15 protein-coding genes are annotated in these 15,801 nt (G+C 55.7%); 6 read left to right on the top strand and 9 right to left on the bottom strand.

Features of this window, described 5'->3' with window-relative positions; genetic code table 11:
* Positions 1-26 precede the first annotated feature (26 nt).
* From ABIB59_RS18625 to ghrB, 4 genes are all read left to right on the top strand, one after another.
* Positions 27-776, top strand: a complete 750-nt coding sequence (locus tag ABIB59_RS18625; protein WP_354036536.1) for a sugar phosphate isomerase/epimerase family protein — start codon at positions 27-29, stop codon at positions 774-776.
* Positions 777-780: 4 nt separating this feature from the next.
* A complete protein-coding gene (locus ABIB59_RS18620; protein WP_107222627.1) occupies positions 781-1,719 on the top strand; it encodes a sugar kinase in 939 nt (312 codons plus the stop codon).
* 177 nt (positions 1,720-1,896) lie between these two features.
* Positions 1,897-3,177 carry an MFS transporter gene (locus ABIB59_RS18615; protein ID WP_271849382.1) on the top strand — a complete coding sequence of 427 codons (1,281 nt, stop codon included), beginning with the start codon at positions 1,897-1,899 and terminating at the stop codon, positions 3,175-3,177.
* Between the two features lie 20 nt (positions 3,178-3,197).
* Positions 3,198-4,172, top strand: coding sequence for a glyoxylate/hydroxypyruvate reductase GhrB (gene ghrB / locus ABIB59_RS18610; RefSeq protein ID WP_071195041.1), 975 nt, complete (start codon positions 3,198-3,200; stop codon positions 4,170-4,172).
* A 65-nt stretch (positions 4,173-4,237) separates the two neighbouring features.
* Here ghrB and ABIB59_RS18605 read toward each other — a convergent pair whose 3' ends face one another.
* Positions 4,238-4,948, bottom strand: coding sequence for a DUF3053 domain-containing protein (locus ABIB59_RS18605; RefSeq protein ID WP_039080184.1), 711 nt, complete (start codon positions 4,946-4,948; stop codon positions 4,238-4,240).
* Between the two features lie 377 nt (positions 4,949-5,325).
* Between ABIB59_RS18605 and ABIB59_RS18600 the strand changes: the two genes are divergently transcribed.
* Positions 5,326-5,619 (top strand): HTH-type transcriptional regulator, encoded by a 294-nt coding sequence (locus ABIB59_RS18600; protein WP_039080183.1) that lies wholly within the window; start codon positions 5,326-5,328, stop codon positions 5,617-5,619.
* 43 nt (positions 5,620-5,662) lie between these two features.
* Here the strand turns inward: ABIB59_RS18600 and ABIB59_RS18595 are convergent, their stop codons facing one another.
* The 4 genes from ABIB59_RS18595 to ABIB59_RS18580 all read right to left on the bottom strand — a co-directional run bounded on the left by ABIB59_RS18595 (position 5,663) and on the right by ABIB59_RS18580 (position 10,940).
* A complete protein-coding gene (locus tag ABIB59_RS18595) occupies positions 5,663-7,282 on the bottom strand; it encodes an ABC-F family ATP-binding cassette domain-containing protein (protein ID WP_071195042.1) in 1,620 nt (539 codons plus the stop codon).
* A gap of 256 nt (positions 7,283-7,538) precedes the next feature.
* Complete coding sequence (gene glyS, locus ABIB59_RS18590) at positions 7,539-9,608, bottom strand: glycine--tRNA ligase subunit beta (RefSeq protein ID WP_079496919.1); 2,070 nt, start codon at positions 9,606-9,608, stop codon at positions 7,539-7,541.
* A 9-nt stretch (positions 9,609-9,617) separates the two neighbouring features.
* On the bottom strand, positions 9,618-10,529 hold the full coding sequence (gene glyQ, locus ABIB59_RS18585; protein ID WP_004126458.1) for a glycine--tRNA ligase subunit alpha: 912 nt from the start codon (positions 10,527-10,529) through the stop codon (positions 9,618-9,620).
* A 105-nt stretch (positions 10,530-10,634) separates the two neighbouring features.
* The gene (locus ABIB59_RS18580) at positions 10,635-10,940 is read right to left on the bottom strand and encodes a YsaB family lipoprotein (RefSeq protein ID WP_178107387.1); all 306 of its coding nucleotides are present in this window, start codon (positions 10,938-10,940) and stop codon (positions 10,635-10,637) included.
* Positions 10,941-11,115: 175 nt separating this feature from the next.
* Here ABIB59_RS18580 and ABIB59_RS18575 point away from each other — a divergent pair, with 175 nt between their 5' ends.
* Positions 11,116-12,111: an acyltransferase gene (locus tag ABIB59_RS18575; protein ID WP_354036531.1), complete on the top strand. Its 996-nt coding sequence runs from the start codon at positions 11,116-11,118 to the stop codon at positions 12,109-12,111.
* A gap of 36 nt (positions 12,112-12,147) precedes the next feature.
* Here the strand turns inward: ABIB59_RS18575 and yiaA are convergent, their stop codons facing one another.
* From yiaA to xylB, 4 genes are all read right to left on the bottom strand, one after another.
* Positions 12,148-12,579 (bottom strand): inner membrane protein YiaA, encoded by a 432-nt coding sequence (gene yiaA / locus ABIB59_RS18570; RefSeq protein WP_039080177.1) that lies wholly within the window; start codon positions 12,577-12,579, stop codon positions 12,148-12,150.
* Positions 12,580-12,673: 94 nt separating this feature from the next.
* Positions 12,674-13,594: a GlxA family transcriptional regulator gene (locus tag ABIB59_RS18565; RefSeq protein ID WP_039080176.1), complete on the bottom strand. Its 921-nt coding sequence runs from the start codon at positions 13,592-13,594 to the stop codon at positions 12,674-12,676.
* Positions 13,591-14,130 (bottom strand): isochorismatase family protein, encoded by a 540-nt coding sequence (locus ABIB59_RS18560; RefSeq protein ID WP_354036529.1) that lies wholly within the window; start codon positions 14,128-14,130, stop codon positions 13,591-13,593. Before ABIB59_RS18560 ends, ABIB59_RS18565 begins: the two co-directional genes overlap by 4 nt.
* Before the next feature lie 133 nt (positions 14,131-14,263).
* Positions 14,264-15,718: a xylulokinase gene (gene xylB / locus ABIB59_RS18555; RefSeq protein WP_039080174.1), complete on the bottom strand. Its 1,455-nt coding sequence runs from the start codon at positions 15,716-15,718 to the stop codon at positions 14,264-14,266.
* Positions 15,719-15,801: the final 83 nt, after the last annotated feature.

Here is a 15,801-nt window from a genome sequence, read left to right as displayed (position 1 = left end):
GTCTTTAACTCCTGGGAAGCCGGAAGATGAAAAGAAAAATCATCGTTGTCACCGCCGCCTATGGCAGCGAACAAATTAAGGCGATGGGCGGCCAGCAGGCCGTCCTGCCGCTGATTGCCAACGCAGGCGCAGACGGCGTGGAAATACGCCGCGAACTGTTAAGCGATCAGGAATTGAACAGCCTCTCTACCCTGGCCGCCACCATTGAAGGCCACCGTTTACTGGCCTGTTACTCCGCGCCATACGCGCTGTGCCTGCAAGATGGTTCGCTGAACCCGCACTTGCCTGCCCTGTTTGAAGAAGCGCGCACGCTCAAGGCACTGTGGCTCAAGGTCTCCCTTGGCCATTATCAGCGTAAAGACGTGCTGGAAACCCTACGCGGCTGGCTTGCAGAGAGCGGCATGGCGCTGGTGGTAGAAAACGATCAGACCGAATGCGGACAACTGGCGCCGATGCAGCGCTTTAAAGCTGCCTGCAATGTACTGGCGCTGCCGGTGACGCTCACCTTCGATACCGGCAACTGGGTATGGGTCGGCGAGTCGCCGGAAGCGGCAGCGCATCTTCTGGCCCCCGCAGTGAGCTATATTCATGTGAAGGCTGCCATTCCACACCATGAGAATTATCGCGCCGTCGCACCCGATAAAGCCGATGAACGCTGGCTTGCCCTGTTAAACCAGCTACCGCCCGATGCCCCACGTGGGATTGAATTTCCACTTGAAGGCGACGACCTGACCGCCGTCACCCGTCACTACGTCGAATTGTTACGTGAGGAGTAACGCCATGCATAACTCGCTTGATGTCATCACGATTGGCGAAGCCATGGCCATGTTTGTCGCCACCGAAACCGGCGATCTTGCCGATGCAGAACATTTTGTGAAGCGCGTTGCGGGCGCGGAGCTGAACGTGGCGACGGGCCTGGCGCGGCTGGGAATGAATGTCTGCTGGATCAGCCGCGTAGGCGATGACAGTTTTGGACGTTTTGTTCTTAACTCGCTGAAAAAAGAGAATATTGACACCCGCGGCGTCACCGTTGATGGACGCTTCGCAACGGGCTATCAGCTAAAATCGAAAGCCGAAAATGGAACCGATCCCATTGTGGAGTATTTCCGTAAAGGATCGGCGGCAAGCCATCTTTCAACGGATGATTTTCACGCCGCAGCCTTCAACGAAGCGCGCCACCTGCATTTGAGTGGCGTGGCGGCAGCGCTCTCTTCGACATCCTATGAACTGCTGGAACATGCGGCAGCGGCCATGAAAGCTCAGGGCAAGACCATCTCTTTCGACCCGAATCTGCGCCCCGTGCTGTGGAAAAGCGAAGCAGAGATGGTAGAGAAACTGAACCGCCTCGCTTTCCAGGCCGACTGGGTGTTACCGGGGCTGAAAGAGGGCGTGATCCTGACCGGACAGCAATCGCCAGAAGGCATCGCTGATTTTTACCTGCAACGCGGCGTTAAAGCCGTAGTGATTAAAACCGGCCCGGATGGCGCCTGGTATAAAACAGCCAGCGGCGAGCAAGGCGCGGTCGCTCCCGTGAAAGTGGATAACGTGGTCGATACCGTCGGCGCCGGGGATGGTTTCGCCGTCGGTGTGATTAGCGCCCTGCTGGAAGGCAAGACGCTGCAACAGGCCGTTCAGCGCGGCAACAAGATTGGCTCGCTTGCCATCCAGGTGCCTGGGGATAGCGAGGGGCTGCCCACACGTGAAGGGCTGGGTGAATGATTCCCCTCACCCCTGCCCTCTCCCGCAGGGAGAGGGAGAAAAATATCGCAGCGGACTTATCCCCTCTCCCTTGAGGGAGAGGGTTAGGGTGAGGGGGTAAACCCATCACTAAAAGTAACAAAGCCACCCTGGACCCTACAAACAGGCGGCGCAAACCTCAACCATAGAGGCAACATTATGAAAAGCTCGACAAATGCAGCAAAACGCTGGCTTTACATCATGCCGATTGTTTTCATCACTTACAGTCTGGCCTACCTCGACCGGGCGAACTTTAGCTTCGCCTCCGCCGCCGGGATCAACGACGACTTAGGTATTACCAAAGGGGTCTCTTCCCTGCTTGGCGCACTGTTCTTTCTGGGCTATTTCTTCTTCCAGATCCCCGGTGCGATTTATGCGGAACGCCGCAGTGTTCGCAAACTGATTTTTGTCTGCCTGATCCTGTGGGGCGGCTGCGCGTCACTGACCGGGATGGTCACCAATATCCCGATGCTCGCCGCCATTCGTTTTATTCTCGGCGTAGTAGAAGCCGCAGTCATGCCCGCCATGCTGATTTATATCAGCAGTTGGTTTACCAAATCGGAACGTTCACGTGCCAACACCTTCCTTATTCTCGGTAACCCGGTCACCGTGTTGTGGATGTCTGTGGTCTCTGGTTACTTGATTCAGGCGCTCGGCTGGCGCGAAATGTTCATCATTGAAGGGGTTCCTGCCATCATCTGGGCTTTTGCCTGGTGGATGCTGGTCCGCGACAAACCCACTCAGGTTGGCTGGCTGTCAGAGGACGAAAAATCTGCCCTGCAAACACAGTTGGATCAGGAACAGCAAGGCATCAAAGCTGTGCGTAATTACGGCGAAGCTTTCCGCTCCCGTAACGTTATCCTGCTGTGTATGCAATATTTTGCCTGGAGTATTGGTGTTTACGGTTTCGTACTGTGGCTGCCGTCCATCATTCGTAACGGCGGGGCCAATCTCGGTATGGTCGAAGTGGGCTGGCTCTCCTCCGTTCCGTACCTGGCTGCGACCATAGCGATGATTCTGGCCTCCTGGGCATCGGATAAGCTGCAAAACCGTAAGCTGTTCGTCTGGCCACTGTTGCTGATTGGCGGCTTCGCGTTTATTGGCTCCTGGGCAGTTGGAGCAAACCATTTCTGGGCCTCTTACACCCTACTGGTGATCGCCGGTGCTGCCATGTACGCCCCCTACGGCCCGTTCTTTGCGATCATCCCCGAAATGCTGCCGCGTAACGTTGCGGGCGGTGCCATGGCGCTTATCAACAGCATGGGCGCGCTCGGCTCATTCTTCGGTTCCTGGTTCGTTGGCTACCTCAATGGCGCAACGGGCAGCCCGGCAGCCTCGTACATTTTTATGGGGGTGGCACTTTTTGCATCTGTATGGCTTACTTTAATTGTGAAGCCTGCTAACGATAAAACAATTCCAGCGGGCGCTCGTCACGCCTGAATCTTAACGAGGGAGAAGCCATGAAGCCGTCCATCATCCTGTATAAAGCATTGCCTGATGACCTGAAACGCCGTCTGGAAGAACATTTCACCGTCACGCAGGTAGCTAACCTGCGCCCGGAAACGGTGGAGCAACATGCCGACGCGTTCGCCAGTGCCGAAGGCCTGCTGGGTTCCAGTGAAAAGGTGGACGCCGCATTGCTGGCAAAGATGCCGAAACTGCGCGCCGCATCGACCATTTCAGTGGGTTACGACACCTTTGATGTGGACGCGCTGAATGCAAAAAATATTCTGCTGATGCACACCCCGACCGTGCTGACCGAAACTGTGGCCGATACCATCATGGCGCTGGTGCTGAGTTCCGCACGTCGGGTGGTGGAAGTGGCGGAGCGAGTGAAGAAAGGCGAATGGACCAGGGGCATTGGTCCGGACTGGTTTGGCGTTGATGTCCACCACAAAACGCTTGGCATCGTGGGGATGGGGCGCATTGGCCTGGCGCTGGCGCAACGTGCGCACTTTGGTTTCGGTATGCCGATTCTCTATAACGCACGCCGCCAGCATCAGGAAGCGGAAAGCCGTTTCCAGGCCCGCTACTGCGATCTGGATACGCTGCTTAAAGAGTCTGACTATGTGGTTCTCGTCCTGCCGTACACCCAGGAAACACATCATCTGATCAACGCAGAGAAATTCGCCATCATGAAATCATCGGCGATTTTCGTCAACGCGGGTCGCGGTTCGGTTGTCGATGAGAAAGCCCTCATTGAGGCGCTGAAAAAAGGCGAGATTCATGCAGCCGGTCTGGATGTGTTTGAGAAGGAACCTTTACCTGTGGACTCCCCTCTGCTGACGTTACCCAACGTAGTGGCACTGCCGCATATTGGTTCTGCCACTCACGAAACACGCTACGGTATGGCCGCCTGCGCGGTGGATAACCTCATTGATGCGCTGAATGGCAACGTCGAGAAAAACTGCGTTAACCCGCAGGTTTTAAAATAAGCTTTCTCCGGCAGAAACAAAAAAGAGGCGATTATCTCGCCTCTTTTTTATTATGGGTTCCACGCTTACTGCGTCGCATTCACCGTGGCAGTCCAGGCTTGCATAAACGCCTGATGCTGAGCCGCCAGCGGCCCAATCAGTGAATTATACTGGCTGGCCTGCTGTGAGGTCGGGAACTGGATGCCATTGGCAACAAAGCTCACCTGCGTACCCTGCTGAGCAATAAAATCACCCACCTGCACCAGTTGCTGCGTGAAAGTCTGTGCCGCCGGGATCAGCGGTTGCAGCGCGTTAGCCGGAGCAGTGACCACTTTCGAATACACCTGCTCGAAGACCGGTTTCAAGTCATCCGCCTGTTTCAGCCCCGCGTGAGCTGTATCAGCCTGCACTTTCGCATTCTGCAATTGTTGACTCAGCACGCCGAGAGAACCATTGGCCTGACGCAGCGGTTCACGCTGAGTCATATAATCCTGCGGTACGCGAATCGCGTTCACGCTATCCACCACCGGACGCAGACCGGAATCCATCGCCTGGTTCACCTGCTGAGAATAACCATACAGAATGGCGTAATCAGAGACGAACGGTCCAAACTGTTTTTTCTGGTCGGCCGTCAGCGCGGGAAGACGTTCACTGCTACGCATCGCCGTATTTTGCAGGAAATCGATAAAAGCCTTGCGCTGATCGCCTTCTTTATCAAAACACCCACTCAGGCCAACTACCATTAACAACGCCGCAAGAGGCGCAAACCAGCGAGAGCAGGACTTACCTGTCGCCATTTTAATACTCCTTTCACCCAAAAATGCGCACAACGAAACACGCGTGCCTGACGGCTTACAAGGATAGTCCAGGTCGGCGTCTCAGGATACCCTTTTCCATGCTTTCTTATGCACGTCGGGACACGCTCAGGTCAAACCTCGCGCCGTTTCGTCATGCAATTTTTTGCTAACGATTTACAAAAAAATACGTATTTATTCCTGGGCTTGCGTAATCAAGCAATTAACGTTTAGCGAAACGTTTGAATATGCATTTCAAAAGCATTAAAAGCCCTTTTATCCACGATATATCCTGGTCACGCCCTCCCGCCCGCGTTTTTAACGACTATTCTTATTAGTGCTGTATCACTATCCGCTGTGTGTTTTTAGAGGAGTTCTCAATGGAATATAAAGATCCGATGTTTGAGCTGCTGAGCAGTCTGGAACAGATTGTCTTTAAAAAAGATGTAGCGCAAGCGGTTACCCTGACCCAAAAGCCTAATTCTTTTAATGAGTTTGAACAATTACGACGTGGCACTGGGTTAAAGATTGATGATTTTGCACGCGCAATGGGTGTTAGCGTAGCAATGGTTCAGGAATGGGAATCAAAACGAGTTCGTCCTTCCGCGACCGAAATGAAACTGATGCGCCTGATCCATTCAAATCCGATGCTCAGTAAACAGTTAATGGAATAAATCTGGCTGTAAAACCCCCGCCATGACGGGGGTCAATACCCTCTTACTTCCTTTCACAGTGCCATCTTTCTTCTCGCCACTCAATCTGGTGCGTTAAGTTTAGCGCCTGCAGAAATGCCTCATCATGTGAAACCACCACTATTGCGCCCGGAAATGCCGACAATGCCAACTCAATCGCCTGCGTCGAAGCCAAATCCAGGTGGTTCGTGGGTTCATCAAGCAAAAGCAGTTGTGTCGCCTCACGACGCCAGAGTACACAGGCCAGCGCCGCTTTCAGGCGTTCTCCACCGCTTAAAGCCGCCAGCGGAAGCGTCACTTTCTCTGCCCCAAGTTGCAGTTGCGCCAGTCGGGTTCGCAGTATGCCTTCGTCGAGTGGCGTCTCACTGGCGTGAAGGTGTGCCAGCACCGGGAGGGAAAGATCCAGTTGCGACAGATGCTGGTCGAGGTACGCCGTCGCGACCGATACCTGACACGTGCCTGATAGCGGCTTTTCTTCTCCGAGCATGACGCGCAACAGAGTCGATTTTCCACAACCGTTTGGCCCGCGTAGCGCTACACGCATCGGCCCGTCCATTCGCCAGCTCAGGGGAGATGAATTGCCATAAGGCAAGATGAGGTTGTCCATCACCAGCACCTGTTTACCCTCAGCCACCTGGCTGCCCGGCAGGGTAAACAAGACTGGCGCATCGTCTTCAACTCGCTCGCGGGCCTGTGCAACTGCGGCATTCAGCGCCTCGTTCTGCTCACGGTGCTGCCGACGCAACGTGCCTGTCCGCTCCTTTGCGGCTCCTTTGTATTTCACCCGCTCGAACGAGGCAATGTTGAGTGTATCGACAGTTCGCAGAGTCTGGGCTGAACGCCGCTGGCTGGCATCATGCTCCTTTTGCTGGCGGTTACGTACCCGACGACGCTCGGTAGCCGCATGCTCAAGCGCCGCGTGGGCTGCCTGCTGCTCGGCTTCGCGTTGACGCTGATAATCACCATAATGGCCGCCATAGCTGCGTAATCCGGCGGGAGATAATTCAAGGATGCGCGGCATCAAGGCCAGCAGTTCACGATCGTGGCTCGCCACCAGCGTTCCGCCCTGCCGACGGGCAAGCCGCGTATAAAGCCATTCTCGTCCTTGTCTGTCGAGATGGTTGGTCGGTTCATCAAGCAGCAGGTAATCGGCGTCTGCCATCAATGCCGCGCACAGCAGGGCACGAACCCGCTCGCCGCCGCTCAGCGCTGCGGCAGGTCGCTCGGGGGTGAACGGAGGCAGACTGGCATCCATAAAGGCCGCAGTCAGGCGCTCCTCAAGATCCCAAAAGCCTTCCATACGTTCGAGATCTTCTGGCAGGTAATCACCCGATTCGATACGCCGACGTGCAGCAAACACCGCGTCATAACCCAGCAATTCGGCAAGCGTAGTCGACGGGGAAACCGCGTGTTGTTGAGCGACGTAAGCCACAGTACCAAAACGTTCGATATGTCCGGATGCGGGGAGGTCAAGCCCCGCCAGCAGGCGCAATAAGCGGGTTTTACCACAACCATTGCGCCCGACCAGGCCACACAACGCGGGTTCGAGCGAAAGAGAAATTGGGCTAAAAAGTGTCACGCCTGTCGCAAACTGACAGGTGACCTGATGCAAAATAAATAAGGGGGATTGGGCGCACTGAGCCATAAGCACTCCTGAGTGAAATCAATACATCCCCTGCTCGCCATAAGCGCGAAGCAAGGATTCGAAGTCAGCAGGTGTGTTTATCCATTTTCAGTGGGCCTCAGTGAGACGAGGGATTCGTCGGGGCAAAGGATAGCCGCAGACCGGACAGGATTTCAAGGTTAAATTTTAGGCTCTTATTCGAGATCGCTTTGAAGAATAAAGATTCAGATAATAAAAAACCCGCCCGCAGGCAGGTTTTTATTTATCGACCACGCCATTACTGCAGCAGGGAAATATCCGCGACCTGCAGGAACAACTCGCGCAGTTTGGACAGCAGCGTCAGACGGTTCAGACGAACGTCTTTATCTTCCGCATTCACCATCACGTTTTCGAAGAACTCATCAACCGGCTCACGCAGGGATGCCAGTTCGACCAGCGCTTCCTGGTAACGGCCTGCGGCAAAGTACGGCTGCAGCTTGTCGCGCAGAACGACCAGATTGCCCGCCAGTTTGATCTCTGCCGCTTCTTTCAGCACGGAAGCATGCACGATGTCGTTCAGCGTCTCGTCTGATTTCGCCAGAATATTAGAGACACGCTTGTTGGCCGCAGCCAGCGCAGAGGCCTCTTCCAGCGTGCGGAAGTGAGATACCGCTTTCATGCGCGCATCGAAATCCGCCGGACGGGTCGGACGACGCGCCAGTACCGCCTGGATGGTGTCGACGGTATAGCCTTCGTCCTGATACCAGGCGCGGAAACGGCCCAGCATAAAGTCGATAACGTCGTCGACCACTTTGGCATTCGTCAGCTTGTCGCCATACAGACGCACCGCTTCTTCGGTCAGCGTTTGCAGATCCAGGTTGAGGTTCTTCTCAACGATGATACGCAGCACGCCCAGCGCGGCACGACGCAGCGCAAACGGGTCCTTGTCCCCTTTCGGGTGCTGACCGATACCAAAGATACCCGCCAGGGTGTCCATCTTATCGGCAATCGCCAGCGCACAGGCAATCGGGTTAGACGGCAGGTCATCGCCCGCAAAGCGCGGCTGATACTGCTCATTCAGCGCAACCGCAACATCTTCCGCTTCGCCGTCATGGCGCGCGTAGTGCATGCCCATCACACCCTGGGTGTCGGTGAACTCAAAGACCATATTGGTCATCAGGTCGCACTTAGACAGCAGGCCCGCGCGGGTCGCGTGATTCACATCAGCGCCAATCTGCTCAGCAATCCAGCCCGCCAGCGCCTGAATACGATCGGTCTTGTCGCGCAGCGTACCCAGTTGTTGCTGGAACAGCACGGTTTGCAGGCGCGGCAGATGGTCTTCCAGACGTTTTTTACGGTCGGTATTGAAGAAGAACTCGGCATCCGCCAGACGCGGACGAACCACCTTCTCGTTACCGGAGATGATTTGTACCGGATCTTTGGACTCAATGTTGGCCACAAAGATAAAGTTCGGCAGCAGCTTGCCTGCATTGTCATAAACCGGGAAGTACTTCTGGTCACCCTTCATGGTGTACACCAGCGCTTCGGCAGGCACCGCGAGGAATTTCTCTTCGAATTTCGCCGTCAGCACCACCGGCCATTCCACCAGCGAGGTCACTTCTTCGAGCAGGCTGTCGCTCAGGTCAGCGTTGCCGCCAATCTTACGCGCCGCTTCTTCTGCGTCTGCTTTAATTTTGGCTTTACGCGCTTCGTAATCAGCCACAACTTTGCCGCGCTCCAGCAGGATTTCAGGATACTGGTCGGCATTGTCGATGGTGAACTCCGGCTCGCCCATAAAGCGGTGACCGCGAATCACGCGATCGGACTGGACGCCCAGAATCGTTGCCGGGATGACGTCGTCGCCCAGCAGCAGGGTCACGGTATGAACCGGACGCACGAAGTGGACGTCAGACGCGCCCCAGCGCATCAGTTTCGGAATTGGCAGCTTCGCCAGCGAGGTGGCGATCATATTCGGCAGCAGCGCCTCGGTGCTCTCGCCTTTCACGTGCGCACGATACAGCAGCCATTCACCTTTGTCGGTGGTCAGACGTTCGGCCTGGTCAACGGTGATACCGCAGCCGCGCGCCCAGCCTTCAGCCGCTTTGCTCGGTTGACCGCTGGCGTCAAACGCCTGAGCAATCGCCGGGCCGCGTTTCTCAACTTCACGGTCAGGTTGAGAAGCCGCCAGATTCGCGACTTTCAGCGCCAGACGGCGCGGTGCGGCAAACCATTCGATTTTACCGTGCGCCAGGCCAGCGTTATCCAGCTCAGCGGTCACGTTCGCAGCAAAAGATTCAGCCAGGCTGCGCAGGGCTTTTGGTGGCAGCTCTTCGGTGCCAATTTCCACCAGGAAAGTTTTCTCAGACATGGCCGCCTCTTATTTATTCTTGTTGCACATCGGGAAGCCAAGGGCTTCACGGGAAGCGTAATAGGCTTCTGCTACCGCTTTGGTCAGCGTGCGAATGCGCAGAATGTAGCGCTGACGCTCGGTGACGGAGATGGCTTTACGCGCATCCAGCAGGTTGAAGCTGTGAGCGGCTTTCAGAATACGTTCGTACGCGGGCAGCGGCAGCGGATTTTCCAGCGCCAGAAGCTGCTGGGCTTCTTTCTCGTACTGCTCGAAGCAGGAGAACAGGAAGTCGACGTCGGCGTATTCGAAGTTGTAGGTGGACTGTTCCACTTCGTTCTGATGGAACACGTCGCCGTAGGTGGTTTTACCCAGCGGGCCATCGCTCCAGACCAGGTCGTAAACACTGTCTACGCCCTGAATGTACATCGCCAGACGTTCTAAGCCGTACGTAATCTCACCGGTAACCGGCTTACATTCCAGACCGCCGACCTGCTGGAAGTAAGTGAACTGGGTCACTTCCATACCGTTCAGCCACACTTCCCAACCCAGACCCCAGGCACCCAGCGTCGGGTTTTCCCAGTTGTCTTCCACGAAACGGATGTCGTGGATGGTCGGATCCATACCCAGCTCTTTCAGAGACCCGAGGTACAGCTCCTGGATATTGTCCGGAGACGGTTTAATCACGACCTGGAACTGATAGTAGTGCTGTAAACGGTTCGGGTTTTCGCCATAGCGGCCATCGGTTGGACGACGGGAAGGCTGCACGTAGGCAGTCGCCATCGGTTCTGGCCCCAATGCACGCAGGCAGGTCATTGGGTGAGATGTGCCCGCGCCGACTTCCATGTCCAGAGGTTGAACAATGGTGCAGCCCTGACGAGCCCAGTAATCCTGTAAGGTCAGGATCAGGCCCTGGAAGGTCCTGGTATCAAACTTTTGCATATGATTTCGTGCTGGATACGTGTGGATTTAAAGGAAGGGGCCAGTATACCCGCTGACCGGAAGATATACAGTACGAAACGGGTCTGTTTATGGAAAATTGAAGAACTAGCGCATCGAGAGATGCAAAAACTGGCCTTCCGGGTCAAAAGAGCAGACAAAACCCTCCTTCCGGGGGGTAACACCACGCATTTCATAGCTACTCTGAAACTGTTCGAAGCTGGTAACCGCGATGGCTTGCGAGTCGGTATTATAGCGATGCGCCGCAGATTGCTTGCAGAGCTGTTCCATTTCGAGGGAGTGCGCCGGGCTCACTTTCGCTTTTTGCGCGCGTTGCGCAGGCGTTTCTGGTGGCGCGCTGCATCCTGCCACCAGCAAGACTAACAGGGCTGACGCCATATTTTTGATCATCATTTTTTTACCGTCAGGCTAAGCTGCTGTTATTTTTAGAAGTCAGGAGTGCTAAGCAGTGAATTTTGCAAAACTGCCGTAACATCACAAGTATGGGCAGGAAAACTCAGAATTATCCAGAAAGAAAGTGCGTTAAATCGTAAGTCAGAGGGTATTTAACGGGAAAATTGAGGAACAGATGTCGTCGAAAATTTACTGGATTGATAATCTGCGAGGGATCGCCTGTTTGATGGTCGTGATGATCCATACCACCGCCTGGTACGTGACTAACGCGGCCAGCGTGAGCACTCTCGACTGGGGTGTCGCCAATCTCCTCAATTCTGCTTCTCGCGTCAGCGTGCCGCTCTTTTTTATGATCTCAGGTTATCTCTTTTTTGGCGAACGCAGCGCCCAGCCGCGCCATTTTTTGCGTATCGGTTTATGCCTGCTGTTCTACAGCACGATCGCCTTTCTCTACATCGTCTTATTTACCTCAATTAACAGTGAGTTATCACTACGAAACCTGCTACAAAAACCGGTGTTTTATCATCTGTGGTTTTTCTTTGCGATTATCGTTATCTATCTCGTCTCGCCGCTTATTCAGGTAAAACAGGTGAGCGGGAAGATGCTGCTGGCGCTGATGGTCGTCATTGGCATTGTCGCCAATCCCAATACGGTGGCGCAAAAAATAGGCCATTTCGAATGGCTGCCCATCAATCTGTATATCAATGGCGACACGTTCTATTACGTGTTGTACGGCATGCTGGGCCGTGCGTTAGGGATGAAGGATACGCAGAAAAAGTCACTCACGCTGCTGAGCGCGACTGTTTTTGTCGTCGCCGCATTCGCTATTTCTCGCGGCACCCTGCATGAACTGAAATGGCGGGGTAATTTCGCCGACACCTGGTATGTCTATTGTGGCCCGCTGGTGTTTATCTGCGCCATGTCGCTGTTCACCCTCGTCAAAAACACCCTTAGCGCGCGGGCGCTGCCGGGGCTGGCGATCATCTCCCGCCACTCGCTGGGAATCTATGGTTTTCATGCCCTTATCATTCATGCGCTACGCACCCGTGGCGCTGAAATTCAGGTCTGGCCCGTGCTCGATATCCTGTGGATTTTTACCGCAACGCTGCTCATCAGCCTGGGCTTGTCGATGCTGTTGCAGCGTATTGATACGCGGCGCTATGTGAGCTAAACGAGCAGCCCGGCCAGCAACGCCGGGCGATTGAACTTATTCCTCCGCCTCAGCGGGTACGACTTCCGGCTCGGTTTGATCCCAGCCATCACGGACATTTTTTTGCACGGCGACAATGCCAAACAGACTAAGAAAGAAGGCCAGTCCGTAAAACCCTTTCTCACTGAGCAGCAGTGTCGCATTCCACAATCCGACAAGCAGCAAGCCGATAGAAAGAATAAACGTTATCAGGCACATAAAGTAATACATCTGCGTGGTGGGAATACCTTCGTAGCGGTCTCTGACCGTTTTTTGATAGGACGCTGCGGCAAAAAGTCCAAGAAGCAGCACCGCAAAATAATAACCCCGCTCATTCAGTTGCATCTCGGCATTCCACAGACCTACCAGATAAGATGCGACGCCCCCCATCAGGGCAACCCACGACACGATATTGAACGCGGGAGAAACATGTACTGCGTTTTTTTCCATAAATAACACCCTCCGTTTTTGGTAACCCATAGTAAAGGCACGGGGGCGAAGCGGGAGAGGGAGAGCAGTTTTTCAGAAAACACCAATAGTGACGTTACCCGGCGGCGCGCTGACGCGCGCGGTGCAACTGGCGGGGTGAAGAAAACCCGGCGGCCATCGCAGCCTGCTCCGTACCCCGCCCCTGCAATAGCCACTGTTCGGCCACCGCCAGACGTAGTTGTTCCAGATAATCACGCACGCTGATGCCCAGATGTTGCTGAAACAGACGTGTTAAATGCCGTGGACTCACGTGCGCCTGCTCAGCAATATCCGCCAGTTGCCAGGGTTTTTGCGGCTCGGCGGTAAGCACATCCTGCGCGCGGTGAACCGCCGGGTGGAGATGATTGCGATAGCGCAGCCACGGTGAGAGCTGTGGGTCATCGCCGGAACGACGGAACCAGACCACCATCTCGCGAGCCACCGCCAGCGCCGTTTCCGGCCCGCACAGTCGGTGAATAATGTGCAGCGTCAGGTCAATACCGGAGGTGATCCCCGCACTGGTCCAGATCCCTCTGTCTTCAATAAAAATCCGGTTCTCTTTGACCAGCGCGGCGGGTGCCGCCGCCCTCAGACGAGCAATCACATCGTGGTGCGTGGTGCACTGAATCCCCGTCATCAGCCCTGCTTTTGCCGCTAATAGCGAGCCGGAACAGACACACATCAGCAGCACCTTCTGGCTGTGGATCAGCGGTTGCATACGCATCAGCCAGTGGCGGACGGTATCAGCCTGGGGCGTGGCAAAATAGCGTGCGGACTGATGAACGCCGGGCAATACCAGCAGGCTACCTTCCGGCAGGCTGTCCGGCAGCGGCGCAATATTGCCCATCGTCAGGCCGATAGAGGTCGGCACCTCTGCGTCCGGTCCAATGTAATGCAAGCGAAAGGCCTCTCCCGCCAGGGAGAAGGTTTCTGCCGGGCCGGTCATATCCAGCGCCAGCACGCCCGGCAACATCACGAACCAGACATCGGTGGTCATAGGGATCCCAGAGTTTCACTGACAGTTTTCACGGTGGCGAAACGGCCTTCGAGCACCGTTTCTGTACGATGACGCAGCGCGTCGCAGTCCAGCGTAATCCCTTTATGCGTCATCGGAAAGGTTAACGTCGCTTCACTGACAAAGGTCACTCTGTAGCCAAGATCTGACGCCACGCGGGCCGTCGTTTCGCAGCACTGTTCGGTGCGCATCCCGCAAATAATGACATGATTAATATCCTGTTTACGCAGCCAGTGATCCAGCCCGGTATCGGTAAAGGCATTGTGCACATGCTTGTAGAAAGTCACCGCAGGCTGATGTTGCAAAAAGGCCATTGGCGCGACATAACCACTTTCCAGCGCGAACGGCCCGCCGTCAGCGACATGAAAAATGTCTACCACCGGCACATCCCGCGCAATACAGCCGACAATCAGGTTCAACATGGCGTCGCGAAAAGCGGGAAAATTGTCCTCCTGCCAGCTATCGCGATGCAGGAAAGAGTTCTGAGTATCAATATTGATAAGGGCGGTACGTGACATTTTGGGACTCCTTACGCAGTGGGTGTAGGGCTATTCTGGCAAGGAACGGGCAAGGTGCTAAGACCAAAAAAGGACATCATCAGGTGGATTACAGACGAACATCCTCCCCGCGCAAACGGGGAGGACACAGACGTTACGACATCAGCGGTAAAAGCTGCTGATAAATACGACGGAAGGTTTCGCGGCGCGGTTGATACAACGCATGACGTGCGGCATCCGGCTGGTGCTGCTGTTCAATCGGCAGTTGTGGCAACAGGCGGGTCACCGGGACATCCGGGTTGGCGGCAATTTGCGCCAGACGTGCCGCGCCTAAAGCCGGGCCGACATCGCCCCCCGTGCGGTAATCAAGCTGCTGGCCGCTGATGTCCGCCAGCATCTGTCGCCAGTAGCTGCTACGCGCCCCACCGCCGATAAGCGTGATGCTTTGCGGCTTCACGCCGCAGGCGTGCACCACATCCATCCCGTCTGCCAGCGCATAGCCCACCCCTTCGAGCACCGATTTCGCCAGCTCATTCGGCCCGTGCTGATGGGTCAGGCCAAAGAACACGCCTTTGGCTTCCGGGTTGTTATGCGGCGTACGCTCGCCGGAAAGATAGGGTAAGAACCAGAGATCGCCCGCGCTGTCATCCGCCTGTTCCGCTGCGGCAATTAGCGCCTGTACAGAATCCAGCCGGGTCAGCTTCGCGGCCCAGTCCAGGCAGGAAGCGGCGCTCAGCATGACCGACATCAGATGCCAGCGTCCCGGTAGCGCATGGCAGAAACTGTGCACCGCGCTTTCGGGATTACTGAGGAAACCTTCGCTGACCGCAAAATAGACGCCGGACGTTCCCAGGGAGAGCATCGCCTGCCCGGCGTCCGCCATGCCAACGCCGACGGCACCCGCCGCGTTATCGCCGCCACCTGCGACGACGGCAACCTGTGCCATGCCCCAGCGCGCTGCCACCTCCGGCAGCAAGGTGCCTGTGATGTCGCTGCCTTCGAACAAGGCTGGCATATGGTCGCGGGTCAGCGCGCAGGCGGCGAGCATCTCGTCGCTCCAGTCGCGCTTTGCCACATCCAGCCACATCGTTCCTGCGGAGTCCGACATATCGCTGGCGTACTGTCCGGTCATTTGCCAGCGCAGATAATCTTTCGGCAGCAGGACTTTCGCCACGCGGGCAAACACGTCAGGTTCGTGGCGCTTCACCCATAGTAATTTTGGCGCGGTGAACCCCGGCATCATCAGGTTGCCGGTTATCGCCCGTGCGTTTTTTACCTGCGCTTCCAGCAGCGCACACTCTTCGGCGCAGCGCCCGTCATTCCACAAAATAGCCGGACGAAGTACCTGATTTTCGTTATCAAGCAGCGTGGCGCCGTGCATCTGCCCGGCCAGGCCAATGGCCTTCACCTGCTGTAATGAATGCTGTTCGCCGAGGGCGCGAATCGCCCGGTCCGTGGCCTGCCACCAGTGCAACGGGTCCTGCTCCGACCACAAAGGGCGCGGGCGCGACACCGTTAACTTTTCCGTTTGTGAGGCCAGTACGGTGCCCTGCTCACTGAGCAAAATTGCTTTTACCCCTGATGTGCCAAGATCAACCCCGATATACATAGATGGCTCCTTAAAAAAACCTGCCCGGTAACGCAACGCGTTCCGGGCCTGGTCGGTGTGCAGGCCCGAATGCAGGCCAGCGC

The sequence above is a fragment of the Citrobacter sp. UYEF32 genome, from assembly GCF_040546205.1.
In the GTDB taxonomy this organism is placed as follows: domain Bacteria; phylum Pseudomonadota; class Gammaproteobacteria; order Enterobacterales; family Enterobacteriaceae; genus Phytobacter; species Phytobacter diazotrophicus.
The sequence above is the reverse complement of the archived record's forward strand: the minus strand, read 5'-3'. Positions and strand labels throughout refer to the sequence as shown.